Origin of the sequence: Bradyrhizobium valentinum (genome assembly GCF_001440405.1) — a bacterium.
GTDB classification, from domain to species: domain Bacteria; phylum Pseudomonadota; class Alphaproteobacteria; order Rhizobiales; family Xanthobacteraceae; genus Bradyrhizobium; species Bradyrhizobium valentinum.
Window position 1 is genome coordinate 31,745 of the sequence record NZ_LLXX01000050.1, and the last position, 25,874, is coordinate 57,618.

A 25,874-nucleotide genomic window follows, 5' to 3' on the forward strand; every position below is an offset into this window, starting at 1 on the left:
CAACATGTCCTTCTCCTCTATTGATGCGTTCGTATGCCTTGTGCTCGGCGCTAGCGGAATATCACTACGCGAAAAGGCCGTTTCGTGGAGAATGGCGCGCCCGAAGAGATTCGTCCGGTTCGGGTCGGGCACGAGGATAGTGATCGTAGCTCTGGGAACGGCCCTAGTCCTGTGGTGAAACCCTGTGTGGTCTCACCGCTCTTCATCAGGATGCACCCACTTGTACGGCGTGATCTCCCGCTGTTGTCAACTTGATCATGCGGACAGGCGGCTTGTAACGGCGCGTGCCGCATGACCGGCATCGGAACGACGGCTCTAGCTTCCAGATCGGCGTATCACGCGCCCTTCGGATCGCTTTCAACGGCAAGCTCGCTCGTGTCTTGCATCGACAACACTCGATCTCCAACCAGCCATAACCGCCACTCAAGCATTGGCCTATTGTTGGGGACGGCTGGGCCGGACCACCATAGCCTTCCATGCGGACCGACCACGCGCTTCCGCCTCAGCCCGATCCGCCGCACGGGCGGCCTTCCTAGCTTCTTGGCGGGCCGTTTGGGCGCGCATCTTTGCGCCCAGAATCCGGCCACCCCAGATGACTTCGCGTGTCTTGGTGCTCATAGATGGCAATTACAGCGTCACCGAAGCACCTGAGCAATCCACGATACCTAGCTGCTTGCCGGGCCTCTGCCGCTTTACTTTGGTCAAGCGCTTCGTTCCGCTCCTGCCAGCGGTAAAATGGGAAAGCGCACAACAATGGCTCGGTGTTGCCTTTTGGTAACCCATGCTCTGCTCACCAAGCGATAAGGTCGGTGCTTTTGGGAGGCAGGCATATGGATGTGTATTTAAGCACCAGACGTGATCTGCTCGTTGTGAAGAAGGGATGTCCGATCCCTTCCGTTGTGACGCCGGGAAGCTGGCGCAAGAGTAAGAAACGGGTTGTCAAAGTCAGCGAGGAGATTAGGTCAGCGATTCAGGCGCACGGCTACTACACGCGCAAGCTGAGAGACGTACACCACACTAACGGCGGAACGAGTATCGCGGCGGCTTCGACAAATGTGCAATCTCTATAGTATCACCACCAACCAAGAAGCCATCCGCGCTGTTCCGCGTGATGAACCGCTATGTCGGCAACCTCGCTCCGATGCCGGGCGTGTTTCCGGATTACCCGGCTCCGGTGGTGCGCAAACACAGACGCCGATGGTGATGCGCTGGGGCATGCCGCCACCGCCGCGCGGGCGTTGCACGAGTATGTCGAGCTTGTGACTGGCCGGGATGCGATCAAGATGCTGCGCGAACGAGGCAAGCTATAAAAGGGGAACACGATGAAATATCAAATCTGGTATATGAAGCCATCGTTTATTCGCGGCATCGTTGGAAGCTCGCCTGATCCCAGTCACCTCTCGGCTACTCATGTTCACTTGAAGGATATCGAAGCAGATAATCAGGAAGATGCTTTGTCTCGCATGCGAGCGGAGAACTGGTCGCCGAATGGTGAAGCTCTCGATTTGCTTCAGAGCAAGGGACTACAGCACACAACCATGACAATCGGCGACGTACTCGTGGATGAAAGCGATGCTGTCTATCTCGTCACTGGCATTGGGTTCAGTTTGCTACCGAAGCATGAGGAGCCGCATCACTGATTATTGCGGCAAACGCCGCGCGTAGGTGCGGCCGAAGTTTTCGCACACGCGCATCGGGGCTTGTTGGGTGCCGTGGGCACCGGGCGACCGTCCCAGCTAGGCGGCCTTACTCACCTTCGGATTTCGCGATGATCGCAAGGCTCTCAAATTGGGTCGCCAACACTGTCCAGCTCCGTGAAATATTCCTTAGCACGGTAGATCGGCGGGCTGAATTACCTGCGAGGGCTTTGTATTTCGCAGCATAGGCTCTGCATTGTTCGACTGAAGGCATTTCTGGCGACATTTCGAACTGAAGGCATTTCAACTGAAGGCATTTCGATCGGACGGCACCCTTCCGCTGGGAGTCCATTGGCCACCTAAAGCGGAAACGTAGTCCTCCTTTTGCAGTTCCTATTTCTCCCGTCGGCCTTCATTCCCTCCAGAGATCAAAGGAAGACAAAGCGGCCGCATGAAGTACGCCACTGCCCGCCGCTACGCCGATCCGGAGAAAGTCGCGCGCCGGATCCTCGAGATCGCCAACGCCGTCGAGCCGATTCAAGGCCGCATCTACATCGAGAAGATCAGCGAACCGTTTCTGTTCGGGACGGCGGCGGCCCGGCCGAATATGGTGCAGGCCTCAAACTCGCCATCGACCGCGGCTGGCTCACGCTGAAGGGCGTCGCGTGCAAATACCGGGCGCGGAACGGTGTTGCGACGGGTTGTGATTGGCGGATGGAAGTTACCGATGGTTTGCCAACGCGTATGTCTCCTTATAGTAGCAAATAGCAAATACGCGCGTTGATGGTCGAGGGCCCCAAACTTTTTTGGCACTTGAGCCAAATCGGCTTGTCAATCGACCACGTGATATCCGCCATCGATGTAAATGGTGTCGCCGGTGATGAGCCGGGCGACGTCGTGTGCCAAGAACGCCGTTGCTGCACCAACATCTTCTATGCTCACAAGGCTACGCGCCGGGGCCTTGGCCTTTGCTTTTTCGAGCAGCTTGTCGAACTCAGGAATGCCGGACGCGGCTCGGGTGGCGAGAGGCCCAGGAGATATGGCATGCACCCGAATGCCCTTCGGCCCAAGCTCGGCGGAGACATACCTGACGGCACTTTCCAAAGCGGCTTTGGCGACGCCCATGATATTGTAGTTCTTCACAACGGTTCGACTGCCGTAATACGTCATCGTAAAGAGGGTTCCGCCCTTCTTCATCAATGGCTCAGCTAACTGGGCCATTCGAAGGAACGTCCAGCATGAAACGTGCATGGTCGTAAGAAATCCATCCAGCGGTACGTCAACCACGCGTCCGTGGAGTGCCTGCTGCGGCGCGAACGCAATGGAGTGCACGACGAAGTCCAGTTTGCCCCACTCCTTGGTGATCCGCTCGAATACGGCTTCCATTTGTCCCGGTACGCGGGCATCGAGTGGCATCACAATGGGAGATTCAAGAGCGCGCGCCAGCGGATCGACGTGCTTTTTGGCCTTGTCGTTGAGATAGGTGACCGCCAGATCGGCGCCGAAAGCACGGAAGGCGGCGGCGCAACCCCACGCTATCGATTGCTCATTCGCGATGCCAACGACAAGTCCCTTCTTGCCATCCAGCAGCTTCGCCTTGACGGTCGGAATCAGTCGGGCCTTGCCGTTCTTTGACATCTCGAGAGGTTCGCCACGGGCGTATCGTTCGGCAGCCTGCTTTAAGGTAGTGAAGGCCTGGCGCCGATCCTTGGCTTCGGCGGTCCTTGCTACCTCTTGACCATTCACCTTCAACTGCCCCTCGCCCCATGGAGCGACGCTGATTTCAAACCTGTCCTTTCCGAGGACCGTAAAGAATTGCTGAACGGTGGCCCCTTTGCCTACGGGCATTTCCTTATTCGGCTCCCAATTGGCAGTCTGCAATGGCATGGCGATAATCCTTTGTTGTCAGATCGAGGATTCACATTTTGCCGAGATGCGGTGCGCCGAACGTTGCCCGATAGATCGCCCAGTAGACAGCGCCGACAAAACCAGTTCCACCCACGATGTTGCCCAGTGCTACGGGTACAAGATTGTGGATGATGCCGGAGATAGTGCGTTCTGTCCTCGTTCATGCTGGCGATCGTGGGGGGCGGCAGAACTCCCCCGGATCGATCGGATAATCGATTGGTCAGCGTGCCTGGCACCCCGCGGCCTGGAACTGCCCAATCACCCGCTTCACCAGATCGCGGCTGGGCGGCAGAGTATGAGCGAGCTTGTATTCGAGGCCCATCGCCTTCCACTTGAACGAACCCATCTGGTGGAACGGCTGCACCTCCACCCATTCGACGTTCTTCATGGGAGCGACGAATCGAGCGATGCCGTCGACATTGGGGGGATCGGCGGTCTCTCCTGTCACGAGAGTGAATCGAACCCAGACCGGCTTGGACATCGCAGCCAAGCGCTCGGCAAAGCGAAGCGTCGGCGCGATGTCGCGACCGGTCACTCGCCGGTAAGTTTCAGGATCCGAACTTTTTATATCGAGGAGGACGAGATCGATTGCGGACAGATATTCCTCGTCCGCGCGATCGCCCAGAAATCCGGACGTCTGAATAGCCGTGTGAAGACCCATTTCCTTTGCGCCGGCGAATATCCGCCGGGTAAAGGCGAGCTGCACCATCGGCTCGCCACCCGAGATGGTCAGCCCTCCGCCAAGGTCACGGATGGAAGGCGCGAAGTCACCGAGGCGGCGAAGCACCTGATCGACGGAAACATAGGTACCATCCTTGAGGTGCCAGGTATCCGGGTTGTGGCAGTAGGTGCAGCGCAGGAGGCAGCCCGAGACGAAGAGAACCACGCGCAGGCCGGGTCCGTCGTAGCGCGACGACGTCTCATAGGAATGGCAGTACCCGAATGTTCCCTCCCGGTCCTTGATCTGGTCCTCATCGGGCGCGTCGGGCGAAATCCCGACCCGGAGGTCATGACGACTTCCGGGCTCCAGTGCTTGCACCGTTGGCATGGTGCACCCTCGATTAAATTTGGCCGTGGAAAGTACGGCTGATCACGTCGCGCTGCTGCTCCGGCGTCAACCGGACGAAGTTCACGGCGTAGCCTGAAACGCGGATCGTTAGTTGCGGATATTTGTCCGGGTTCTTCATCGCGTCCTCAAGGGTCTCCTTGTCGATCACGTTGAGGTTCATGTGGAACTCGCCTCGATCGAAAAAGACGTCGAAGGCTTTGACGGCCTCATCCACGAGCTGGCTTTCCGACAGATGAGCTTTCTGCGGCGCAATGGAGACGGTGTAGCTAATGCCGTCCTGCGCGTCCCTGTAGGGAAGTTTCGCCACCGACAGGCAGGAGGCGAGCCAACCATGGCTATCGCGTCCGTGCATGGGGTTGGCACCAGGTCCAAACGGCTCACCCTTCCGCCGTCCGTCAGGCGTATTGCCGGTGGCTTTACCGTAGACCACATTGGAAGTGATCGTCAGCACGCTTTGGGTATGCGTCGCATTCCGATAGGTCGGATGCTTGCGGATCTTCTCCATGAAGCTTGTAACAATGCTGGAGGCGATCTGATCGACCCGGTCGTCGTTGTTGCCGAACTGCGGCGTCGCCGTGTTGCCGACGTTTTGATAGTCCACGACCAATTCGTTCTGATCGCGCATGACGCGGATCTTGCCGTATTTGATCGCGCTTAAGCTGTCGGCCACCACCGAAAGGCCCGCGATTCCGAAGGCCATCGTTCTCAGAATGTCGCGATCGTGAAGCGCCATCTCCAGACGCTCGTAGAAGTACTTGTCGTGCATGTAGTGGATGCAGTTCATGGCATGGACGTAGGTCTTTGCGAGCCATTCCATGGTGGTGCCGAACTTGGCCATGACGTCGTCATAACCGAGGAAGCCGCCGGTGACCGGCATGGTCTGCGGGGCAATCTGTTCGCCTGATATCTCGTCGCGGCCGCCATTGATTGCGTAGAGCAGAGCCTTGGCCAAGTTGACGCGGGCACCGAAGAACTGCATCTGCTTGCCTAACCGCATTGCCGAGACGCAGCAGGCGATGCCGTAATCGTCGCCCCAGAACGGCCGCATCAGATCGTCGTTCTCGTACTGCAGCGAGGAGGTGTCGCGGCTAACCTTGACGCAGTAGCGCTTGAACGGAGCGGGCATCTTGTTCGACCAGAGAACCGTGATGTTCGGCTCGGGCGCCGGCCCCAGATTGTAGAGCGTGTGCATCATCCGGTAGCTGCTTTTCGTCACCAGAGCGCGCCCGTCGACATCCATGCCGCCGACGCATTCGGTCGCCCAGTAGGGGTCACCGCTGAACAGCGCATCGTAGTCCGGCGTGCGAAGGAAGCGGACAATGCGAAGCTTCTGCACCAGCTGGTCCCACAGTTCCTGTGCCCGTGCTTCGTCCAGCAACCCTGCCTTCAAATCGCGTTCGATGTAGATATCGAGGAAGCTCGAGATGCGGCCGATCGACATCGCCGCCCCGTTGGCCTCCTTGATGGCGCCGAGATAGGCGAAATAGGTCCACTGGAATGCCTCTTGGGCGTTCGTGGCGGGCTTGGAAATATCGCGTCATAAAGTTTCGCCATTGAGGCCAGGTCCTCGAGTGCGCGCATCTGTTCGGAAAGCTCCTCACGCATGCGGATGATCTCGTCGGTCGGCCACATGTCGTCGATCTGTGCCCATTCCGCGCGCTTTCCTTCGAGGAGGCGATCAACCCCGTATAAAGCCACGCGCCGATAGTCGCCGATGATGCGGCCGCGCCCATAGGCATCCGGGAGTCCGGTAATGATGCCGGACCTGCGGCAAGCCATGATCTCGGGCGTATAGGCGTCGAACACGCCATCATTGTGGGATTTGCGGTACTTCGTGAACGCCTCGTTGACCGCCGGATCCGGCTCGAAACCAGCGGCCTTCAGGCCCGCCTCGACCATCCGTAGCCCGCCGAAGGGGAAGATTGCCCGCTTGAACGGCTGCTCGGTTTGAAGTCCGACCACGACCTCATTGTCGCGATCGATATAGCCTGCCTTGTGGGCGAGCAGCGTTGAGGGAGATTTCGCATCGACTGCAAGGACCCCTTTCTTCCTTTCATCCGCGAAGTACGGCTGCAGTTTCGCCCATACGGCCATTGTGCGTTGCGATGGGCCAGCCAGAAAGTCCTCGTTGCCGGGATAGGACGTCACGTTCCGGACGATGAAATCGCGAACATTGATAGAGGTCTGCCAGTCTCCTGGGCGAAACCCCTTCGAGCAATCGCTTGACCTTACATCCTGCCTAAGAGCCGCGCTTGATTTCATGGTGCGCCTCCGAGCCGTCGTATCGGGATGTCGCGCCGACTTCCACGATTTCTCCAGAACTGCGGCGAGTGAGCATCCGCCACCATTGTGCTGCCAGATTCACGACCTTTGATTCATGTCAACGAAGCCGAAAACGCCGGCCACCACGTATGCCATTAATCTCCAGGGGTCAGTTCAGCGAATGGCTCTCCTATCTCTCTCTCCGGCCTCCGAAGCTGGGGCATCAAAGGTCCGATGCGCCGGCTATCAGGCCAAGTTACCTCGTTCGAACCTTGGTCACTCCGGGCTTGCGTCGCCGGTAACGACGCACATGGTTGGACTCCTGCTCGCGCACATTTTCTCGAGCGGGTCCGTCGTATCCCAAGGTCTTTTCAATGCGTCTCAAGTCTTGACCCAGCCGGGTTAAGACAAGTTTGCGGTCTTTGCCGCCAGGCATTTCGGAGCCAAACAGCCCGAAGATGAGTGGGTAGGCCGCCTCGCGAACTCTCCTGATCGCCGCGTCGGCAGCCTCAGTTTCCAGGCGACCCAAGCCCCCACGATCCACAAACGCCTTTGGGTCCTCGCCTATGGCTGCACAACCAAGCTCGGCAATTCGGTCGCTGGCCAAGCTCAAAACGATTGAAAAAGCCGATGAGAAGGAGGCCCAGCGAGGAGCGTCGTCGCTCATATGTAATCTCCCAGATGCGGAACCATATCTGCGCGTCATACTCCGCATGTGTCCGCGCGGGCTTAAATAGAATAGACGCGCACTATCAATATGCACGTCATCTTAGACGTACTAGGAGCGATCCGGAGCGAGACCTAATGCCGTCAGGAGGGCACTCCGTAGCGTGCTCAGGCCAGCAGCCACGTCGGCTCCGAGATGCACGCGCAGCGCCCGGCGATCGCGCTCCACCAGAACGTCGAAATCTCCTCTGGCTTGGGCCGCTTTGACAACACCGAAGGTGTATCGCCGTCCCGGCACGGGCAAATCAACGGCATCGTCGCACGTGATCTGAAGGAAGACCCCCGTGTTCGGACCACCCTTGTAAGCTTGCCCAGTTGAATGGAGAAAACGCGGTCCGAATTCGAGACATGTCGCGACCCGCTTGACATCGCGGATGGCTTGACGGATCTCCTGCAATATCCGCTCGTGCCCCTCGTTCATCTCAATATACGCCAGAAACGCAAAATAATCCCCCTCGTTGAGCCGGTTGAGATGCGCCTCGAGATACTGCGCTAAAGCGGGCGTGCCGTTCGCCGTTTTCGCCAGTGCGGCAGAATTCTTCTCATCCGTGAACAGCGCGATCCCGTCGGCCGTAAAGATGGGCGTCTCCGAGGGCAGCGCCCCGGTTTTCTCATATTCGTCCGTCAGCTTTCGTGATGCGATCTTGCTAGCCTCCACGTCCGGTTGATCGAATGGATCGATGCCGAGAATCGAGCCAGCGACTGCTGTGGCGAATTCCCAGCGGAAAAATTCTTCCCCGAGATCATATGGGTCGTCTATTGCAATGCGAATCACCGGGTGAAGCGCCTGTTCCAGCTCGTCCACGGCTGCGTCCTGCGCCGGGTCCACTGCGGCGGACCATCTCAGATAGACAAACAGGCGGTCGCGGCCATAGACATCTGGCTTTCCAAGCGGCTCGCGATCGATTGGAATCAATCCCTTGCCTTCCTTGCCTGTGGACTCCGCCACCAGTTGCTCCAACCAAGCGCCGAGATTCAAAATCGGCAGTGACGCCACGATTGTGATCTTGTCGCGGTGAAATTCCCGCGCCGCCACGCCGAGGATCGTGCCGAGCACGACGCCTGGATTTTCTGCAACGGGAACGGACGGCATGCAGGCGCAGACCATCTCCTCGGTCCGGTCCAGGAACATCGCCACATCCACGCCCATGATGGCCGCCGGGACCAGACCGAAATCGGAGAGAACCGAATAACGCCCCCCGATATTGGGCCAGCCGAGAAAGACGCGCCGAAACTGGTCGCGTTCGGCAACCTGCTGCATCTTCGAGCCCGGATCCGTGATGGCGAGAAAGCGACGGCCGGCTTCATTCGGGCCGACGAGTCGCTCGATACGGTCGAAGAAATATTGTTTGAAAACATTGGGCTCAAGCGTCGAGCCAGACTTGCTCGAGACGATGAAGAGCGTGTTCTTCAGATCAACTCTGCTCTCGAAAGCCTTCACCTGAGCCGGATCGGTGGAGTCAAGCACGTAAAGTTCTGGGAACCCGCTGATCGGGCCAAAGGTCGTCTTGATTACTTCCGGACCGAGGCTCGATCCTCCCATTCCCAGCAATAGGATATGGGAAAAGCCCGCATTCTTGGCGACTTCTCTAATAGCCGTCAGGCGCTCGATGTGAGCCAGCTGGTCGTTCGTAATTCCGAGCCATCCGAGCCACTGCGCTTCGTCCCTCCCGCTCCAAAGCGACGCATCTCCAGCCCAAAGCTTTCTTACCTTGCCCTCAGCGCCCCACTCCGCCAGTACCGCTTTCATTGCAACGGCAAGCGGCTCGGGCAGCGTGTACGTCAAGCGATTGAGGCTTGCCGCCGCTGCCTGCCTGGCTTGCCTCTCCACCGCGTTCAGCAGCTTCCCAAAGGCATCGGAGAAGTGTTGCACGCCGTCAACGAGAAGTTTGTCGGTGACATCCTTCATGGAAATTCCGACTTCGGCGAGCGTAGCCATTGTGTCAACGGCGGACTCCACGTCCTCCGCGAGGCTTGCGCGCGGCCGTCCGTGGTCGCGAAACGCGTCGAAGGTCGAGGGAGGCATCGTGTTGACGGTATCGGACCCAATCAGCTCCTCGACGTAGAGCACGTCGCGGTAGTTGGGGTTCTTGGTCCCTGTGCTGGCCCAGAGCAGCCGCTGTGTTTGGGCGCCCCGGCTGGCCAGCGCCTGCCAACGTCGCCCGCTGAAGAGCTCCTGATACCGCTGGTAGGTCAGCTTGGCATTGGCAATTGCGACCTTGCCGATCAAGCCGCGCAGCCCGCTTGCCTGGTTTGCATCTATCCCCGCCTGCAAACGGGCCGCGATGAGCGTATCAATCTCGGTATCAATCCGGCTGATGAAGAAACTGGCGACGCTGGCAACCTGCTTCAGGTCGCCACCCCGGTCTGCGTATGTCTCGAGGCCCGCAATGTAAGCTTCTGCCACCCGCTCGTACGAGTCCTGTGCAAACAGCAGTGTCACATTGACGTTGATCCCCTCGCCGATGAGCTCGCGAATAGCGGGAATGCCTTGAGACGTCGCGGGGATTTTGATCATCAGATTGTCACGGTCTACGGCCCGCCACAATCGCCGGGCTTCGTCAAGCGTGCCCGCCGTTTCGCATGCGAGGAGCGGCGAGACCTCCAGGCTCACGTACCCGTCACGTCTCGACGTATCGTCGTATACGGCGCGGAGGGCATCGGCGGCGTCGCGAATATCCTGAACCGCGAGTCGCTCGTAAATTGACTTTGCATCCAACGCCACCACGTCGGGCTGCTCGAGAACCGCGCGATAGTCGGAGCTTCCGGTGATCGCCTTCTCGAAGATTGCCGGATTCGAAGTCACCCCCTGCAAGCCGTCCTCGTCGATCAAACGGCTCAACTCACCGCCGGTGATCAAGCTGCGGCGGATATAATCCAGCCACACCGACTGGCCGAAGACCTGGAGCGCGCGCAGCGGGTTTTCCAGCGCGACCATCTTGGCAAGACGGCGCCGATGCCGCGCCTCGCCGGTGAAGCGAGCGTTCAGGAATGCGCCAATCAGCTCATGGGCGAGCTCGACACCGACGATACGACCGCCGAGCACCAGCACGTTCATATCATCGTGCTCAACGCCCTGGTGCGCCGAATAGGTGTCATGGCACAATCCGGCGCGGACTCCGGGAATCCTGTTGGCGGCCATCGACGCACCAACCCCGCTCCCGCAGAGCAGGATGCCGCGCTCGGCCTGTTTCTCGCGCAAGGCTCGGCCCATGGCCCCCGCATAGTCGGAATAGTCCACGGCATCTGTGCTGTGAGTGCCCAGGTCGAGGACTTCGCGATGCTCCTCGGCCAAGAAGGCTTTCACCGCCTCCTTAAGTGCAAATCCGGCATGATCCGAACCTATGGCGATGCGCATCGCTCACCTCGCTTTCGCGATTTGCAGTTTCGCCGCTGCGACGATGTTCTCGGGGGTGAAGCCGAACTTCTTCTGCAATTCCCTCAGCGGCGCCGAGGCGCCGAAGGTCTCCATTCCGATACTGTGACCACTCCGGCCGACGTACCTCGCCCAGCCGAGAGTAGATCCTTTTTCCACCGAGACGCGCGCGTTTACCGACTCCGGAAGCACCTGTTCGCGATAGTCGGGATGATCGCGGCAGTAGTACTCGAACATCTCCCATGACGGCATGCTCACGACGCGGGCTTTGATCCCTTCGGCCTTCAGCGTTTCATACGCCTCTACACACAACGCAACTTCACTGCCCGTCGCCAGCAGCAATACGTGAGGCCGGCCGTCGTCGGCATCGGCGAGAACATAGGCGCCGCGCGGCACGCCCTCCGCCGCCGCGTATTTCGTTCGGTCCAGCGTCGGCACTGCCTGCCGCGTCAGGATCAGCGCGACTGGTTCGTGGCGGAAGCCCGCGATGACACGCCACGCCTCGACCGTTTCATTGGCATCGGCCGGTCGCAGGGTGATCAGACCGGGGATGGCGCGCAGGGACGCCAGGTGCTCCACTGGTTGGTGTGTTGGCCCATCTTCCCCAACTCCGATTGAATCGTGGGTAAATATGTGGATCACCGGGATTTCCATCAGGGCGCTCAAGCGGATGGCTGTGCGCGCGTAGTCGCTGAAGATGAGGAATCCCGATCCAAACGGTCGAATCTTCGATAGAGACAGGCCATTAAGGATAGCGCCCATAGCATGCTCGCGAATACCGAAGTGGAGATTCCGTCCGGCCGGATTCTGCGCGCTGAAATCTCCGGCGCCTTCGAAGGTCAGCCGCGTTTTGCATGACGGACCGAGGTCCGCGGAACCGCCGAGCAAACACGGCACGTTCTCAGCAAGTGCGTTCAGCGCCTGGCCCGATGCATCTCGGGTGGCGATAGCTTTGCCTGGCGAAAACGCCGGAAATCCCTTGTCCCAACCATCCGGCAGTTCGCGGCGTAGTAAGCGATATCCCTCCTCGGCGAGCACGGGATATTGGCGCCGATACTCCTCAAACTGAGCCCGCCAAGCTTGGTGCAGCGCCAAGCCGCGCGCCCCGATGCCCTTCTGAAAGTGCTCGAGTACTTCATCAGGGACCAGGAACTTGGCGTCTGGCGGCCAACCATAATGACGCTTCGCCAGCCTGATTTCCTCCTCGCCCAGCGGTTCGCCGTGCGCCGCGCTCGTGTCCTGCCTGTTCGGCGCACCGTAGGCGATATGGCTATCGACGATGATAAGGGTCGGTCGATCGCTCGTGCTCTTGAACGTCCTGAACGCACGCTCGAGCATTTCCAGGTCGTTAGCGTCGCCGACGCGCGTGACGTTCCAGCCGTGCCCGATAAAGCGCGTGGCCACGTCATCGCTGTACGCCAGGGCAGTATTGCCCTCGATCGTGATGTGATTGTTGTCGTAGATCCAACAGAGGTTATCGAGTTTGAGGTGTCCAGCGAGAGAGGCGGCCTCGCCGGAGATTCCTTCCATCATGCAGCCGTCGCCGCAGAGGGCGTAGATGTCATAATCGAATAGGTTGAACCCCGGACGATTGAAGTAGCTTGCCAGCCAGCGCTCCGCGATGGCCATGCCTACGCTTGTGGCCAGTCCCTGTCCCAGTGGGCCAGTCGTCGTTTCAACGCCTGAGGTCCAACGATACTCCGGGTGGCCGGGGCATTTGCTGTCAAGCTGTCGGAAGCGCTTGATGTCCCCCAGTGTCACCGACAGTTGTCCAAGCGTTTCATACTTCGGGTTCACGGCCTTCACGCCGCTCAAGTGCAGCATCGCGTAAAGCAACATCGACGCGTGACCAACCGACAACACGAAACGGTCGCGGTTGGGCCAGATCGGATGGCTGGGATCGAAGCGCAGCACGCGTTGCCACAGGCAATAGGCCACCGGCGCCAGCGCCATCGGTGTTCCGGGGTGACCGGAGTTGGCTGCCTGTACCGCATCCATCGCCAGCGTGCGGATCGTGTTGACGCACAACTGGTCCATCGTATCGTTCGTCGAACTGGTAACGTTCGGTGCAGTGTGTGCACTAGTACCAGTTATCCCCATCGATTTCCTCCAGGATGCAGACCACGATGGCAATGTCGAAACGGAAACAGACGTAGCTCGCGGCGCCAAGGAAGCCGATTTGAACGACCCATCCCTCGTTTGCATCGGCGCCCTCATGGGCATGCGCGAGCCGCGACGGCGGGCCGGGTGGCCGCTGCGCTGTCGTCGCAACGGCACATGCTGGAAGGATTCGCATTACCAACGTTGATCTAGATCAACAGTCTGTGACGGCCGTTCTCCGCGTAGGAGTTCTTGTGCATGAGCTTAGCGGCGAGCGGCTGGACCTCATTGAAATCAGACCGGTTGTGGAACACTTCTTTCGAGCGACAGCGCGAGAAGAACCATGGACCGCGGCTGCACCAGATACGTCGCCTGCCTTATGACAGGTGCGCCCTCCCAGGGGGAGATGTCATCGGGTGAATCGAGCGAGGTGTCGATACAGCGCCGCCACCCCTGCTGATGCTCGGCCGGCACTGACGGTAACTCGAACGGCAGCGGTTCCCAATAAGCGTTCAGCATTCCGTGGAACAGAAAGCGGGCGCGCAAGCTTCGCAGCGTGAAGGCAAGAGAATGTGAGTAGTCGCTCCAATCCGGGCGTTTGAGCGCAGCCCCATGCCACTCGATGCGCGCCCGGCGAAGGAGTTGATTGAGGCTGAGGGCAGCCCCTTCCACCACGACATCACGGCGTTGGCGAAATCTGTTCAGCGCTTTGACGAAACGGTGGATGTCGCCATGCCGCTCCAGCAGACTCCAGTCGAACCAGCTGATATCAGAGTCTTGGCAATAGGCGTTATTGTTGCCTCTCTGGGTTCGGCGCACCTCGTCACCCATGAGCAGCATCGGCGTCCCCGCCGCCAACAGCTCCAGTACGAAGAAATTCTTGACCTGACGATTGCGCACCGCCTCGACCAACGGATCGTTGGCCGGTCCCTCCGCGCCGCAGTTCCAGCTCAAATTGTTGTCAGAACCATCGCGGTTGTTCTCGCCATTGGCCTCGTTGTGCTTGTGGTTGTACGAGACCAGGTCGTTGAGGGTAAAGCCGTCATGGCAGGTCACGAAATTGATGCTTTGCTCGGCTTCGCGCTCCTCGTGGCCGTAAATGTCGGGGCTGCCCAGGATCCGCGTGGCCACGCCCGACACCGAGCCGTTGTCGCCCCTCAGGAAACTTCGCACGTCGTCGCGGAACCGGCCGTTCCATTCCTGCCATCTGTCGCCGATGAAGCTTCCTACCTGATAGAGCCCTGCGGCATCCCACGCCTCTGCAATCAGCTTGGTGCCGGCCAGTAACGGGTCCGATTCGATGTCCCAGAGAACGGGCGGGTTTGGTAGCGGGCGCCCCTCCTCGTCGCGCGACAGGATCGACGCGAGATCGAAACGGAATCCGTCTACATGCATCTGAGACACCCAGTAACGCAGGCTGTCCTGGATCAGGCGGCGCACGATCGGCTGGTTCGCATTGAGCGTGTTGCCACAGCCGGTGTAATCGGCGTAACGGGATTTGTCGCTGTCGAGGATGTAATAGACGTCGTTCGCCAGACCGCGATAGGACAACGTCGGCCCAGTCCGCCCGCCTTCTGCTGTGTGATTGAATACAACATCCAGGATCACCTCGAGTCCCGCGCGGTGGAGCGCCTTGACCATGTCCCGAAATTCGTCGAGCACAGCCAGCGAGCTCTTCTGTGTGCCGTACGCCTGATGTGGCGCGAAGAACGAGACAGGCGCATAGCCCCAGTAGTTCGTCTTGCCTGGCGGGCAGTCCTGCGCGTCGAATTGGAATACGGGCAGCAGCTCCACGGCTGTGACGCCCAGATTTTTGAGGTACGGCACCTTTTCGATCAGTCCAGCGTATGTACCGCGCTTCTCGACCGCGACGCCCGCGCTGGGATGGCGAGTAAAGCCGCGCACATGCAGTTCGTAAATCACAGTCTCGGCAAAGGCCCGCTTGAGCGGCAGATCGTCCTGCCAATCGTATCGATTGGGATCGGCTACGACGCTCTTCATCGCCACAGCGATATTGTCGCCAGGCCGCGCCGCAGCTTGGCGGTCGTATGTCTCGGGGACGACTACGGCAAGCCCATAAGGGTCCAGGAGCACCTTCTCGGCGTCAAACCAAGATCCGTGGTCCGGGTCGAAGGCGCCGTGCGCCCGGTAGGCGTACACCTGGCCCGGCTGAAGGTCCGGCACAAAGACATGCCAGTAGTGATGCGTACGATGTTTATTGGCGTCGAGAGGTACGATCCTCGCCGGCTGGGAGGCATTCTCGTCATCGAACAGAAGCAGCTCAAGCAAGACTGCATGCTTCGAGAACACGCTGAAATTGACGCCGCCCGGGAGGACCGTCGCGCCGAGAGGAGCGCTCGCACCCGATGTGACATCACGGGTGGTCATCGTCCGCGTCATCCTCATCTTTCGTCAGGAACGATCGGCCTAACGTTCCAGATGTCGCGGCAGTATTCCCGGATCGAGCGGTCGGACGAGAAACGGCCGACTCGCGCGCAGTTGAGAATGGACATGCGCGTCCAGGCGTTCTGATCGGAGTACGCTTGACTGACGCGCTGTTGGCATTCCACGTAGGCCTGATAGTCTGCCAGGAGCATGTAGTCGTCGCGGGTGATCAACGATTCGACGAGGGATTGGAAGAGTCCGCGATCACCGTTCGAGAAGAACCCGGAACTGATGAGATCGATCGCCTCGCGCAGCTCCGCATTTGAGTCGTAGATGCTGCGCGGCGTGTAGGCCTCAGCCTTCAATCGTTCGACCTCCGCAGCCGTCAGGCCGAACAAGAAGAAATTCTCGTGACCCACTGCGTCGCGGATCTCGACGTTGGCGCCGTCCAGGGTGCCAATTGTTAATGCGCCGTTCATGGCAAATTTCATGTTGCCTGTGCCTGACGCCTCCTTGCCTGCCGTGGAGATCTGTTCCGACAGATCCGCAGCGGGGTACACGTGGTGACTGGTTTTGACGTTGAAGTCCGGCAAGAATACCACCTTGAGAACCTGAGAGACGACCGGGTCCTGATTGATGGCTGCGGCGACGGAGTTGATCAGCTTGATGATGAGCTTGGCCATGCGGTATCCGGGAGCGGCCTTGCCGCCGAAGATGACCGTTCGGGGTATTTCCGCGGCGCTGGAGACGCGCCTGAGTTTGTTAAAAAGAGTGACAAGGTACAAAACGTTCAGGTGCTGGCGCTTGTACTCATGCAGCCGCTTTACCTGGATGTCGAAGAGCGAGTGCGGCTCGATGATGATGCCGGTTCGCTCCTTGATGAGACCGGCCAGAACACGTTTGTTATCGGCCTTGATGGCCTGCCACTCTTTCTGGAAGTCGCCGTCGATTGCCAACGGCTCGAGATGTTCAAGCTCGTGTTCCAAATCCGCTAACCATCGGTCACCGATTTTCCGGGTTATCAGGGCGCTCAAGTTCGGGTTGCTCAGCGCGATCCAGCGGCGTGGTGTCACTCCATTGGTCACATTGAAAAATTTTTCCGGCGCCACTCGGTGGAAGTCGCTGAGTAACGTCTGCTTCAGAAGCTCGGTATGCAGGGCCGCGACTCCATTGATCGCGTGGCTGCCCACGCTGGCAAGGTGCGCCATGCGCATATGTTTGCCTCCCGCTTCATCAATCAGCGAAAGCCGCTGAAGGAGCTGATCGTCACCCGGATAGCGCAGCCGGATATCGTTCAGGAAGCGACGATTGATCTCGTAAATGATTTCCAAATGGCGCGGCAGCAGTCGAGCAAACAATGGTAGCGGCCAACGTTCAAGCGCCTCGGCAAGAAGCGTGTGATTCGTGTAGCCGCAGGTCTGCTGGGTGATAGCCCAAGCCTGATCCCACTCCATCGCGTGCTCGTCCACGAGGAGCCGCATCAACTCGGCGACGGCAATGGAGGGATGTGTGTCATTCAACTGCGCGGCCCAATATGAATGGAACTCGTCGAGCGGCTTGCCGCGCATTATGAGCAACCGGATCATGTCCTGGAGCGAGCAGGACACGAAGAAGTACTGCTGTGCCAGCCGCAGTTGCTTCCCTGCTTCAGGTTCGTCATTCGGATAGAGAACCTTCGAGATGGTTTCCGATGCGATCTTCTCGTCCACCGCACGGTAATAGTCGCCGACGTTGAACGCTTCGAAATCAAAAGATTCGGCAGCTTCGGCCTTCCACAAGCGCAGCAGATTTGTGGTGGGCACACGGTAGCCCGGGACCGGCGTGTCGTAGGCGACGCCCTTGACCACCTTCTCCGAAAGCCAGCGCATGCGATAGCGGCCGGCCTCGTCGTAATAGGGCTCGGTGCGCCCGCCGAGCTTCACATCGAATGTGATCTCGGAACGGACGATCTCCCAGGGGTTGCCGAAGCGCAGCCACTTGTCGGTCAACTCAACCTGCCAGCCGTCACGGATCGCTTGGTCGAAGATCCCGAACTCATAACGGATGCCATAGCCGATCGCAGGAACGTTGAGTGTCGCAAGCGAGTCCATGTAACACGCGGCCAACCGGCCAAGACCGCCATTGCCTAACCCGGGCTCCTCCTCCTGGTCCAGAAGGCTCGATAGATCATCTTGCCCCACTCGCGACAGCGCTTCCTCGACTGCTTGCCAGATCCCGAGATTGACGAGGCTGTTTCCAAGGTGCGGTCCGGTCAGGAACTCCGCCGAGAGATATGCAACGGCCTTGGCCGCTGTGTTCGTTTCGGTAATAGATGCTAACGTTGCTACATAGCGCTCCATCATGCGATCGCGAACAGTGTAGGCGAGGCACATGTACCAATCGTTCCGCGTTGCGTGCTGTGGCAATTTTCCAAGAAGACAGTACAGATTCTCGATCAGGGCTGTGGCGATTGCATCCGCTCCGAGGCCGGTGCGAACGTTCGTGAGAGCAATCGGGCTGGGTGCGCTGGCTCCGGAATCACTCGCGATTGCAAATCCCATGTTTCCGCCTCCGTGCTTGGCCCAACCGGCATCCCCGGCCCGGGACCGGATCATTTCTAGCCATCCTGGAGCACATCGACTCCGTCGACGAAGCTCCCCGATCCAGCAATCTGAGTCATCCTTTTTAGTTGTCAGCTTTTTCGCCTGGAGCGAGCCCCTCCGCGTTGTGGGTTCGACGGGAGAACATCGGTGCTCGCCCACAAGCGAAATCCGCCGAGAAAAGCGTTGGCATTTTCGCCTGCACGACACCGCTGAGGTAGTGCGTTTAGCTTCTTGACGTTACCTCCACCGATCACCGTGTCATCCGGCTGCAGGGCCGCCCTGAGTCGTTCGACGACGTCGGCCACACGACGACGCCACATCTTCTTGCCGTCGCGCTCCAGACCGGCCCGTCCGACGTAATCCTCGTAGGTGCCCTTCATGTACGGCAAATGACCGAGTTCCATCGGCTTTACCACGCCGTTGATGACCAAGGCGGTGCCGAGTCCTGTTCCGAGGCCTAGAAACAGCATCTTGCCACCATTGTAGCTTCCCAAGGCCTGCAGCGCGGCGTCGTTCAGCACTTTCGCGGGAAGACCGAACGCCTGCGCGAAATCAAACGCGAGCCAACCGCGCCCCAGGTTCGCAGGTTCCGCAGCCGGCCGGCCTCCCAAGACTGGGCCGGGGTAGCCGATCGAGATCACGTCATATGTCCAGTCTGCAGCAAGCTTTTTCACCTTTGACACCATTTGCCTCGAAGTGAGCTTGGGTCCGGATCGAAACGATCGACTTTCTGTTTGCCCGGAAGCAAGGATCTTTACCGAAGTGCCACCCACGTCGATGACCAGCACGCGCTTGACCCTGGGCTGATGTGCAGTCAGGGCCTTCATGGAAGACCTCACTGCATCCTGTTGATCTCGCCGCATTGCCGCACGCTTGCGTTTGCCGGCGAGCGACGACTTGATGCTCATGGCCTCTCCGCCAAATTCATGTTCGCTGTCTGGTCACCGTTCGAGTTCGCTCCAATAAGTGCCTCCTGCGTTTCCCTGATTGGCTATTCAGATCGTCAGCCCCCTACTAACGGGCCGGACGGCGAGCGGATTTTCCCTGGTCAACTCGACTTCTTCCATTTCATGGCGGACTACAAGGCGTTCACCTTCACGCAGCACGTACTCCACCTTGTCCAGGCCGATTTCGATTTCCAGCATCTGGCCGCGGTAGATCAAGGGAAATCGAAGGATGGCATTCTCCTCGGGCGCACGACGTGGCCAGAACGACAACATTCCGTCAGAGTCCCGCATACCTCCGAAACCATAGGTGAGCATCATCCAGGTGCCGCCCATCGAGGCAATATGGCAGCCGTCTTTCACATTGCCGCCCACGTCGGCCAGGTCCATTAGGAGTGCCGCCATTCCGTACCGAATTGCTTTATCCATATCGCCCGTTTGTGCGGCGATGATCGCCTCGACGCACGACGACAAGGATGAGTCGCCTGTCGTCAGTGGATCGTAGAAATCAAAGTTGCGCTTCTTCATTTTTGGCGGGATAGCATCGCCCAGCAGGAACATGGCCAAGACCACGTCCGCCTGTTTGATCACTCGCTTCCGGTAAATATTCAGCGGATGATAAAATAGGAGGAGCGGATAACGGTCGCGCGGCGTGTTCTGGAAATCCCAAGGCTCTCTGTTCAGAAAGCTGTCGTCCTGCGGGATAATCTCCAGCTTCTCGTCATATGGGACATACATGTTTTCCGCCGCGCGAGTCCATGCTGTCGCCTCGGAGGGCTCGAGCGCCGTTTTGTGCACAAGCGAGTTGTATGCGTCCGGTTCTGTTTTCCGCAAGAATTCGACAACCTGAGCTGCGTAGCGCAGGTTTTCGCGGGCCATCAAGTTCGTGTATGCGTTGTTGTTTACGACCGCATTGTATTCGTCGGGCCCAGTGACGCCATTGATGCAGAACTTCCCCCCTTTTGCGTCCGAGTAGAATCCTAGGTCCGCCCACAGGCGTGCGGTTTCGACGAGCATCTCGGCGCCGTAGTCCCGCAGGAACGATTCGTCGCCCGTTGCCTGCACATACTTGCGCAGCGCGTACATGATGTCTGCGTTGATGTGATATTGTGCCGTACCGGCGGCGTAATATGCCGACGCTTCTTCGCCGCTGATGGTGCGCCACGGAAACATGGCTCCTCGATGACCTAATTCCTTGGCGCGTGCTCGCGCCTGAGGCAGCATCTTGTACCGGAACGCCAGGAGGTTCCTTGCGATGCGGGGAGATGTATAGGTCAGAAACGGCAGCAGGTATATTTCTGTGTCCCAGAAGTAGTGCCCTTCATAGGCCTGCCCGGTAAGGCCCTTCGCCGCAACACCGGTGTCTTCGGCGCGTGCCGAGGCTTGCAGGATGTGGAAAAGATTGAAACGAATCGCTTGTTGGACCTCGATGGTGCTGCGCTTTGTTCGGTCTTCCCTGATATCCCTGATCCGAACATCGCTTCGATGCCAGAAATCGTCCATGTAGTGCTCTTGGGAGGCGAGCAGCGTCTGGAATCCCTGACTCATCACGCGATCCATTGTCCACTCAGCACGGCCGCAGAGCTGTTCGGAGGAGGCCGTCTGCGAGGTGTGATAGACCATGTATTTGGTAAGTTGGATGGGGCAGCCCGGCTGCGCTTCGATTGTGAAGGCGACTTGGCCGAAGTCACCAGTGTGGGCAACCTTGTAAGAGTACGGGCACGAGCTCTCTAACGCATTGTCAGTCGCACATGCGAGCGTGAAGCGACTCTTTTCAGTCGCATGGCACAGCACGATTCGACGGTCCTTGGAATAGCTGGCTCGCTGATGTAGCACGCGGCCCGGAAAGGCTCTCGCCAGTCGTGGATCGTCCTCGTTACCGCCGGTGCCGTGTTCATTCGCCGTCATCTCCGAAGAGATCACGACAGAAGCTTGCGCATTGAGGATTGTCACACAATAGGAAATGGCGGCCACGTGCCTATTGACGAAGGAGACCAAACGTCGAGATCTAATCGACACCTGTTTGCCAGATGGAGTCTCCCAGAGGATCTCCCGGTCCAGTGTTCCGGCCTTCATGTTGAGCCGCCGGTCGTAATTCAAAAGGTGCGCATCGGGCAGCCAGAAAGGCTCGTCATCGACGAAAAGTTTGATGATCTTGCTATCGGTCACATTGCAGATCGTCTGACCGGTTTTTGCGAAACCGTAAGCTTCTTCTCCATAGATGATCGGCCGCGTTTCATAGAACCCGTTAATGAAGGTGCCGTTTTCGGCCTTGGGGCCGCCCTCCTCCGGGCAGCCGCGCATGCCGAGGTAACCGTTGCCGAGCGCCAGCATAGTCTCGAGCTGAGCCAGGAATTCGGGGTGAAACGCATTTTCGACGACGTTCCATTCGTCGGCCGGATAATCATGGGACGGCGGTCTGAGACGTTCATGATGCAGCATCGGGCTGTTTCTCCCAAGGCAGCGTGAGGTGGTCAGTCCAGCAGTTCGGCCAAATCGTCGACTACCAAATGAGCGCCATGTTGTTTCAGTTCGTCCGCATTCCCCTTGCGCGCGACACCGATCACGAGTCCGAAGTTTCCACTGACGCCGGCCTGGACTCCTGAGATGGCATCCTCGATGACAACGGCCCGTATCGGTTCAACCCCCAGCAGCTTTGCCGCAATCAAAAACGTATCCGGGGCGGGCTTCCCGGCAAGACCTTGCGAATCGATTGTGTTGCCATCGACCCGCACCTCGAAGAAGCCGTCGAGCTTGGCGGCCTTGAGCACTGCCGTGCAATTTTGACTTGAGGTGACAACGGCAGTTTTAAACTCATTGCGGCGAAGCTGATGGATGAATTGCACGGTTCCCTCGTAGGGCTCTACGCCCACATCCGCTATAATCTGGTTGATCAGGTTGTTCTTGCGGTTGCCGAGTCCGCACACTGTCTCTACCTCCGCAGGGTCGTCAGGGTTTCCTTCGTGGAGTTGGATTCCGCGTGAGCTCAGAAAGTCTCGAACGCCGTCGAAACGAGGCTTGCCGTCCACGTACAACCGATAGTCCGTGGCGAGATCGAAGGGCCGAAACGCTTCCCTTCTTTGCCTCGCACGCTTCTGAAGATATTCGTCGAACATCTGTTTCCAGCACTTCGCGTGGAGGCCGGCGGTGTCCGTTACCACACCGTCGAGATCAAATAGGACGGCGTCGTACTGGTCGCGGCTGACGCGCCTGCTATTCTGCCGCATGGTCGCTCTCCGGTTTACCAAAGAACATCCTTCCTCAGTTGCACCCCGCCTGAACCGCTCGGGTGCCCTCCAGCAACTCACCGAGGTTGCTGCCACAGAATCGGATCGCAGCCATACTGTTCGAGCTCCCGGTCAATAGTGTTCCGGCTTTCTGATCGCCCGATTATCACGCAGCCTCGTCGAGGAGCGGCCTGTTCCAAACCTGCACAGCCGGTATTTCGTGGTAGTAGCCGAGCACGCACAGGGTGCCCGTATTCAGCAGAAAGTGCTGACCGCCACTCGCTGGCAATCCGATCCAGCGCGCCGCAAATGCGCGCAACAGGTGTCCATGCGCGAACAGCGCGGTGTCGCCGGCAACCGCGCGCGAGCGGGCTATCACCCGGTCCACACGCGCAGCAACTTGTTCCGGCGCCTCGCCACCAGGGCACCCATCCCGGAAAATCAGCCAGCCCGGCGCCACCTCATCGATCTGCTTGGGCGTCAGTCCCTCGTACTTGCCGTAGTTCCATTCGACCAGGTCGGGGTCAATAATCGCTCTCTCGCCCAAGCCTGCCAACTCGCAGGTCTCTCGCGCCCGCCGCATCGGGCTGCAGAGAACAAGGCCAAATGGGTTGGCGGCGAGCACCGGTCGCATCCGTGCCGCAAGCCGGCGACCGTTGCCAGTCAACGGAATGTCCGTCGTACCGGTGTGCTGGCCATTGAGGCTCCACGCGGTCTCCCCATGTCTAATCGCGAACACGCTCACGTTTGGGCTCCGTCAGCAGGTTTAGATGTTGTCGGCCTCGGTCGAGCGAACGGCCGCAGAAGCCGCCTCCTGCCCCCATCTCCAGCCGGTGATCTCCGGCATATCGTCCCCATACCGGGCGATGAACGCCTTGTGGTCAATGAGCTTGTCGCGGATGGCCTGCTTGGCATAGGCAGCCCGCGATCCAAGCCTCGGCACGCGATCGATCACGTCGCTTACGAGGTGGAAGCGATCAAGATCATTGAGCACGCACATGTCGAACGGTGTCGTGGTGGTGCCCTCTTCTTTGTAACCACGCACATGCACGTTGTCGTGGCCCGTGCGCCGGTAGGTCAGTCTGTGAATCAGCCACGGGTAGCCATGGAAAGCAAAGATGATCGGCTTGTCGGTCGTGAACAGCGCGTCGAAATCGTGATCGGACAGGCCGTGCGGATGCTCGCTCGGGGGCTGCAGCTTCATCAGGTTAACGACATTGATGACGCGGACCTTTAGATCGGGCGCGTGCCGTCGAAGGAGGTCGACAGCGGCGAGCGTCTCCAGCGTTGGCACGTCCCCACAGCAGGCCATCACGACATCGGGCTCGCTGCCGTGGTCGTTGCTGGCCCACTCCCAAATACCCAATCCGGCTTCGCAGTGCTTGACAGCCTCATCCATCGTCAACCACTGAGGAGCAGGCTGCTTCCCCGCGACGACGACGTTGACGTAGTTTCGGCTGCGCAGGCAATGGTCGGTGACCGAAAGCAAGCAATTGCCGTCAGGCGGCAGATAGACCCGAATGACCTCGGCTTTCTTGTTGATGACGTGGTCGATGAACCCCGGATCTTGATGGCTAAAGCCGTTGTGGTCCTGGCGCCAGACATGGCTCGACAATAGGTAGTTCAACGAGCCAATAGGCCGTCGCCATGGAATGTGATTGCAAATCTTCAGCCACTTGGCGTGCTGATTGAACATCGAGTCGATGATGTGGATGAACGCCTCATAGCAAGAGAAAAAGCCGTGCCGGCCGGTCAGGAGATAGCCCTCGAGCCAGCCCTGGCATTGGTGCTCGCTGAGCATCTCCATGACCCTACCGTCGGGCGCCAGATGATCATCCCAGGGATAGGTATCCGCGGCCCAGGCACGATTGGTGACCTCGAGTGCATCCTGCCAGCGGTTCGAGTTGTTCTCGTCCGGACTGAAGAGCCGAAAATTTCGTGCCTCCATATTTTGCTTCATTACATCGCGCAGGAAGCGGCCCATGACTCGCGTAGATTCCGCGGTTACGGCGCCGGGTGCGGTCACGTCGACAGCGTAATCGCGGAAATTCGGCAGCCGCAGTTCGCGCAGCAGCAACCCGCCATTGGTGTGCGGATTGGCGCTCATGCGCCGGGCGCCTCGAGGGGCTAGGTCGGCCAACTCAGGGCGGAGCCGGCCGATGTCATCGAACAGCTCTGCAGGTCGATAGCTCTTCATCCACTCTTCGAGGAGGCGCACATGGGCCGTGTTCGCGTGCATCTCGCCCATCGGCACCTGGTGCGAGCGCCAGTAGTCCTCGGTGCGCTTGCCGTCGATCTCCTTCGGGCAAGTCCAGCCCTTGGGTGTGCGGAGCACGATCATCGGCCAGCGGGGGCGCTCCTTGAAACCCTCTCGACCCGCAGCCGATTTGATGCGCTGAATTTCCCCGACGACCTTATCCATGGTCGCGGCCATCAGCTCGTGCATTTTTTCCGGATCATCTCCCTCGACGAAATACGGCGCGTAGCCGTAACCGCGGAATAAGTGATCCAGCTCCTCGTGGCTGATACGAGCAAGAACGCAGGGATTGGCAATCTTGTAGCCGTTCAAGTGTAGTATCGGCAAAACCACCCCGTCAGTCGCCGGGTTCAGAAACTTGTTGGAATGCCAGCTCGTTGCCAACGGTCCAGTCTCGGCTTCGCCGTCGCCGACGACACACGCAGCGATCAAGTCCGGGCTATCGAAAACCGCTCCGTAGGCGTGCGAAAGCGCGTAGCCAAGTTCTCCCCCTTCATGAATTGAACCGGGCGTCTCCGGTGCAACGTGGCTGGGGATACCGCCTGGAAAGGAGAATTGGGTGAACAGGCGCTTCATGCCCCCTTCATCGGGAGAAATGTTCGGATAGACCTCGCTGTAGGTCCCCTCGAGGTAGGCGTTCGCGACCAGACCGGGACCGCCGTGACCGGGGCCAGTGATATAAATCATGTCGAGGTCGTGCTTCTTGATCACCCGGTTGAGGTGAACGTAGATGAAGTTCAAGCCCGGCGTCGTTCCCCAGTGGCCGAGAAGCCTCGGCTTGATGTGATCCTTTGTGAGCGATTGCTTGAGCAGCGGGTTGTCGTAGAGATAGATCTGGCCGACCGACAGGTAGTTGGCCGCCCGCCAGTACGCATCGATTAATGTTCGCTCTTTATTGGAAAGCGTGCTTGCCATCATTGCCTCCCTGATCACGCACTCTCGCTCAGCACGTTGTAGTGGGACGAACAGGCCAGACGTCCCTGGAATCAAGCTCGACGATCACTGCGAAAAATCGATAGACGAGGATCTCTTCTGGGCGATTGATTGGGACCATCATCGGGGCCGCCTCTCACCTAGTCCTCTCGCAGCGCATTATCTTCCCGCGCACCAGAGACCGCCGGCTCTGCGCGTGCACGGCTTTGACGCTCGAAACGGTCATCCCGCAACCGAATGACTACTTTGATCTGGATCAAGGGTTGCCAGACGCGCCCGGAGAACGGTCACTAGAGCGGTTGATCTGGATCACCGTCGGCGATGCGAGCCCTTAACCGGCATGTGCAGCTGCGAAGATGGCGCAGCTGGCCGCAGCTGGCCACCCGGCTCGAAGACACTCAGCGTGCCCTAGACGCGATTGTATGCGCAGCTTGAGCAAAGAGAGTACGCATGGACGTGTAGATTAGC

General features: G+C 59.1%; 16 protein-coding genes and 3 pseudogenes. 3 read left to right on the plus strand and 16 right to left on the minus strand.

Going from position 1 to position 25,874, the window contains the following annotated elements:
- Positions 1–192: 192 nt before the first annotated feature.
- Positions 193–618, minus strand: a pseudogene (locus CP49_RS47095) (hypothetical protein).
- A 435-nt stretch (positions 619–1,053) separates the two neighbouring features.
- Between CP49_RS47095 and CP49_RS47105 the strand changes: the two are divergent.
- The 3 genes and pseudogenes from CP49_RS47105 to CP49_RS08850 form a co-directional block, all read left to right on the plus strand.
- Positions 1,054–1,183, plus strand: a pseudogene (locus CP49_RS47105) (SOS response-associated peptidase); the annotation flags it as partial.
- A 139-nt stretch (positions 1,184–1,322) separates the two neighbouring features.
- A complete protein-coding gene (locus tag CP49_RS08845) occupies positions 1,323–1,640 on the plus strand; it encodes a hypothetical protein (RefSeq protein ID WP_057849890.1) in 318 nt (105 codons plus the stop codon).
- A 448-nt stretch (positions 1,641–2,088) separates the two neighbouring features.
- On the plus strand, positions 2,089–2,292 hold the full coding sequence (locus CP49_RS08850; protein WP_057849891.1) for a hypothetical protein: 204 nt from the start codon (positions 2,089–2,091) through the stop codon (positions 2,290–2,292).
- 176 nt (positions 2,293–2,468) lie between these two features.
- Here the strand turns inward: CP49_RS08850 and fabI are convergent, their stop codons facing one another.
- From fabI to CP49_RS08920, 15 genes and pseudogenes are all read right to left on the minus strand, one after another.
- Positions 2,469–3,275, minus strand: a complete 807-nt coding sequence (gene fabI, locus CP49_RS08855; RefSeq protein WP_156438206.1) for an enoyl-ACP reductase FabI — start codon at positions 3,273–3,275, stop codon at positions 2,469–2,471.
- A gap of 490 nt (positions 3,276–3,765) precedes the next feature.
- Entirely contained in the window at positions 3,766–4,593 is an 828-nt protein-coding gene (gene pflA / locus CP49_RS08860; RefSeq protein ID WP_057849892.1) for a pyruvate formate-lyase-activating protein, read from the minus strand.
- 13 nt (positions 4,594–4,606) lie between these two features.
- Positions 4,607–5,119, minus strand: coding sequence for a glycine radical domain-containing protein (locus tag CP49_RS48890; protein ID WP_338060339.1), 513 nt, complete (start codon positions 5,117–5,119; stop codon positions 4,607–4,609).
- Positions 5,093–6,876: pseudogene (locus tag CP49_RS49175) on the minus strand (pyruvate formate lyase family protein); the annotation flags it as partial. The gene CP49_RS48890 and the pseudogene CP49_RS49175, both read right to left, overlap by 27 nt.
- Before the next feature lie 256 nt (positions 6,877–7,132).
- A complete protein-coding gene (locus tag CP49_RS08870) occupies positions 7,133–7,543 on the minus strand; it encodes a hypothetical protein (RefSeq protein WP_057849893.1) in 411 nt (136 codons plus the stop codon).
- Between the two features lie 111 nt (positions 7,544–7,654).
- Positions 7,655–10,960: a bifunctional transaldolase/phosoglucose isomerase gene (locus CP49_RS08875; RefSeq protein WP_082645933.1), complete on the minus strand. Its 3,306-nt coding sequence runs from the start codon at positions 10,958–10,960 to the stop codon at positions 7,655–7,657.
- Between the two features lie 3 nt (positions 10,961–10,963).
- Positions 10,964–13,015, minus strand: a complete 2,052-nt coding sequence (gene tkt, locus CP49_RS08880) for a transketolase (RefSeq protein ID WP_057849894.1) — start codon at positions 13,013–13,015, stop codon at positions 10,964–10,966.
- A 43-nt stretch (positions 13,016–13,058) separates the two neighbouring features.
- The gene (locus tag CP49_RS08885; protein ID WP_057849895.1) at positions 13,059–13,274 is read right to left on the minus strand and encodes a hypothetical protein; all 216 of its coding nucleotides are present in this window, start codon (positions 13,272–13,274) and stop codon (positions 13,059–13,061) included.
- Between the two features lie 98 nt (positions 13,275–13,372).
- A complete protein-coding gene (gene glgX, locus CP49_RS08890) occupies positions 13,373–15,466 on the minus strand; it encodes a glycogen debranching protein GlgX (protein ID WP_197423056.1) in 2,094 nt (697 codons plus the stop codon).
- A gap of 14 nt (positions 15,467–15,480) precedes the next feature.
- Complete coding sequence (locus CP49_RS08895) at positions 15,481–18,003, minus strand: glycogen/starch/alpha-glucan phosphorylase (RefSeq protein WP_057849897.1); 2,523 nt, start codon at positions 18,001–18,003, stop codon at positions 15,481–15,483.
- 131 nt (positions 18,004–18,134) lie between these two features.
- Positions 18,135–18,872, minus strand: a complete 738-nt coding sequence (locus CP49_RS08900; protein WP_057849950.1) for an ROK family protein — start codon at positions 18,870–18,872, stop codon at positions 18,135–18,137.
- Positions 18,873–19,040: 168 nt separating this feature from the next.
- Complete coding sequence (locus tag CP49_RS08905) at positions 19,041–21,431, minus strand: glycoside hydrolase family 65 protein (protein WP_057849898.1); 2,391 nt, start codon at positions 21,429–21,431, stop codon at positions 19,041–19,043.
- Positions 21,432–21,463: 32 nt separating this feature from the next.
- Positions 21,464–22,216: an HAD family hydrolase gene (locus tag CP49_RS08910; protein WP_057849899.1), complete on the minus strand. Its 753-nt coding sequence runs from the start codon at positions 22,214–22,216 to the stop codon at positions 21,464–21,466.
- Between the two features lie 166 nt (positions 22,217–22,382).
- Positions 22,383–22,961: a histidine phosphatase family protein gene (locus CP49_RS08915; protein ID WP_057849900.1), complete on the minus strand. Its 579-nt coding sequence runs from the start codon at positions 22,959–22,961 to the stop codon at positions 22,383–22,385.
- A gap of 21 nt (positions 22,962–22,982) precedes the next feature.
- Entirely contained in the window at positions 22,983–25,391 is a 2,409-nt protein-coding gene (locus CP49_RS08920) for a phosphoketolase family protein (RefSeq protein WP_057849901.1), read from the minus strand.
- Positions 25,392–25,874: the final 483 nt, after the last annotated feature.

Excerpts from the sequence above, each read along its gene's own strand:
- CP49_RS08875 (WP_082645933.1), bottom strand. The coding sequence starts at position 10,960 with ATGCGCATCGCCATAGGTTCGGATCATGCCGGATTTGCACTTAAGGAG.
- glgX (WP_197423056.1), bottom strand. The coding sequence starts at position 15,466 with ATGACCACCCGTGATGTCACATCGGGTGCGAGCGCTCCTCTCGGCGCG.
- fabI (WP_156438206.1), bottom strand. The coding sequence starts at position 3,275 with ATGTCAAAGAACGGCAAGGCCCGACTGATTCCGACCGTCAAGGCGAAG.
- CP49_RS08885 (WP_057849895.1), bottom strand. The coding sequence starts at position 13,274 with ATGCGAATCCTTCCAGCATGTGCCGTTGCGACGACAGCGCAGCGGCCA.
- CP49_RS08845 (WP_057849890.1), top strand. The coding sequence starts at position 1,323 with ATGAAATATCAAATCTGGTATATGAAGCCATCGTTTATTCGCGGCATC.
- tkt (WP_057849894.1), bottom strand. The coding sequence starts at position 13,015 with ATGGACCAGTTGTGCGTCAACACGATCCGCACGCTGGCGATGGATGCG.
- CP49_RS08910 (WP_057849899.1), bottom strand. The coding sequence starts at position 22,216 with ATGCGGCAGAATAGCAGGCGCGTCAGCCGCGACCAGTACGACGCCGTC.
- CP49_RS08895 (WP_057849897.1), bottom strand. The coding sequence starts at position 18,003 with ATGGGATTTGCAATCGCGAGTGATTCCGGAGCCAGCGCACCCAGCCCG.
- CP49_RS08900 (WP_057849950.1), bottom strand. The coding sequence starts at position 18,872 with ATGAAGGCCCTGACTGCACATCAGCCCAGGGTCAAGCGCGTGCTGGTC.
- CP49_RS08920 (WP_057849901.1), bottom strand. The coding sequence starts at position 25,391 with ATGATGGCAAGCACGCTTTCCAATAAAGAGCGAACATTAATCGATGCG.
- CP49_RS48890 (WP_338060339.1), bottom strand. The coding sequence starts at position 5,119 with ATGGAGAAGATCCGCAAGCATCCGACCTATCGGAATGCGACGCATACC.
- pflA (WP_057849892.1), bottom strand. The coding sequence starts at position 4,593 with ATGCCAACGGTGCAAGCACTGGAGCCCGGAAGTCGTCATGACCTCCGG.
- CP49_RS08905 (WP_057849898.1), bottom strand. The coding sequence starts at position 21,431 with ATGCTGCATCATGAACGTCTCAGACCGCCGTCCCATGATTATCCGGCC.
- CP49_RS08850 (WP_057849891.1), top strand. The coding sequence starts at position 2,089 with ATGAAGTACGCCACTGCCCGCCGCTACGCCGATCCGGAGAAAGTCGCG.
- CP49_RS08870 (WP_057849893.1), bottom strand. The coding sequence starts at position 7,543 with ATGAGCGACGACGCTCCTCGCTGGGCCTCCTTCTCATCGGCTTTTTCA.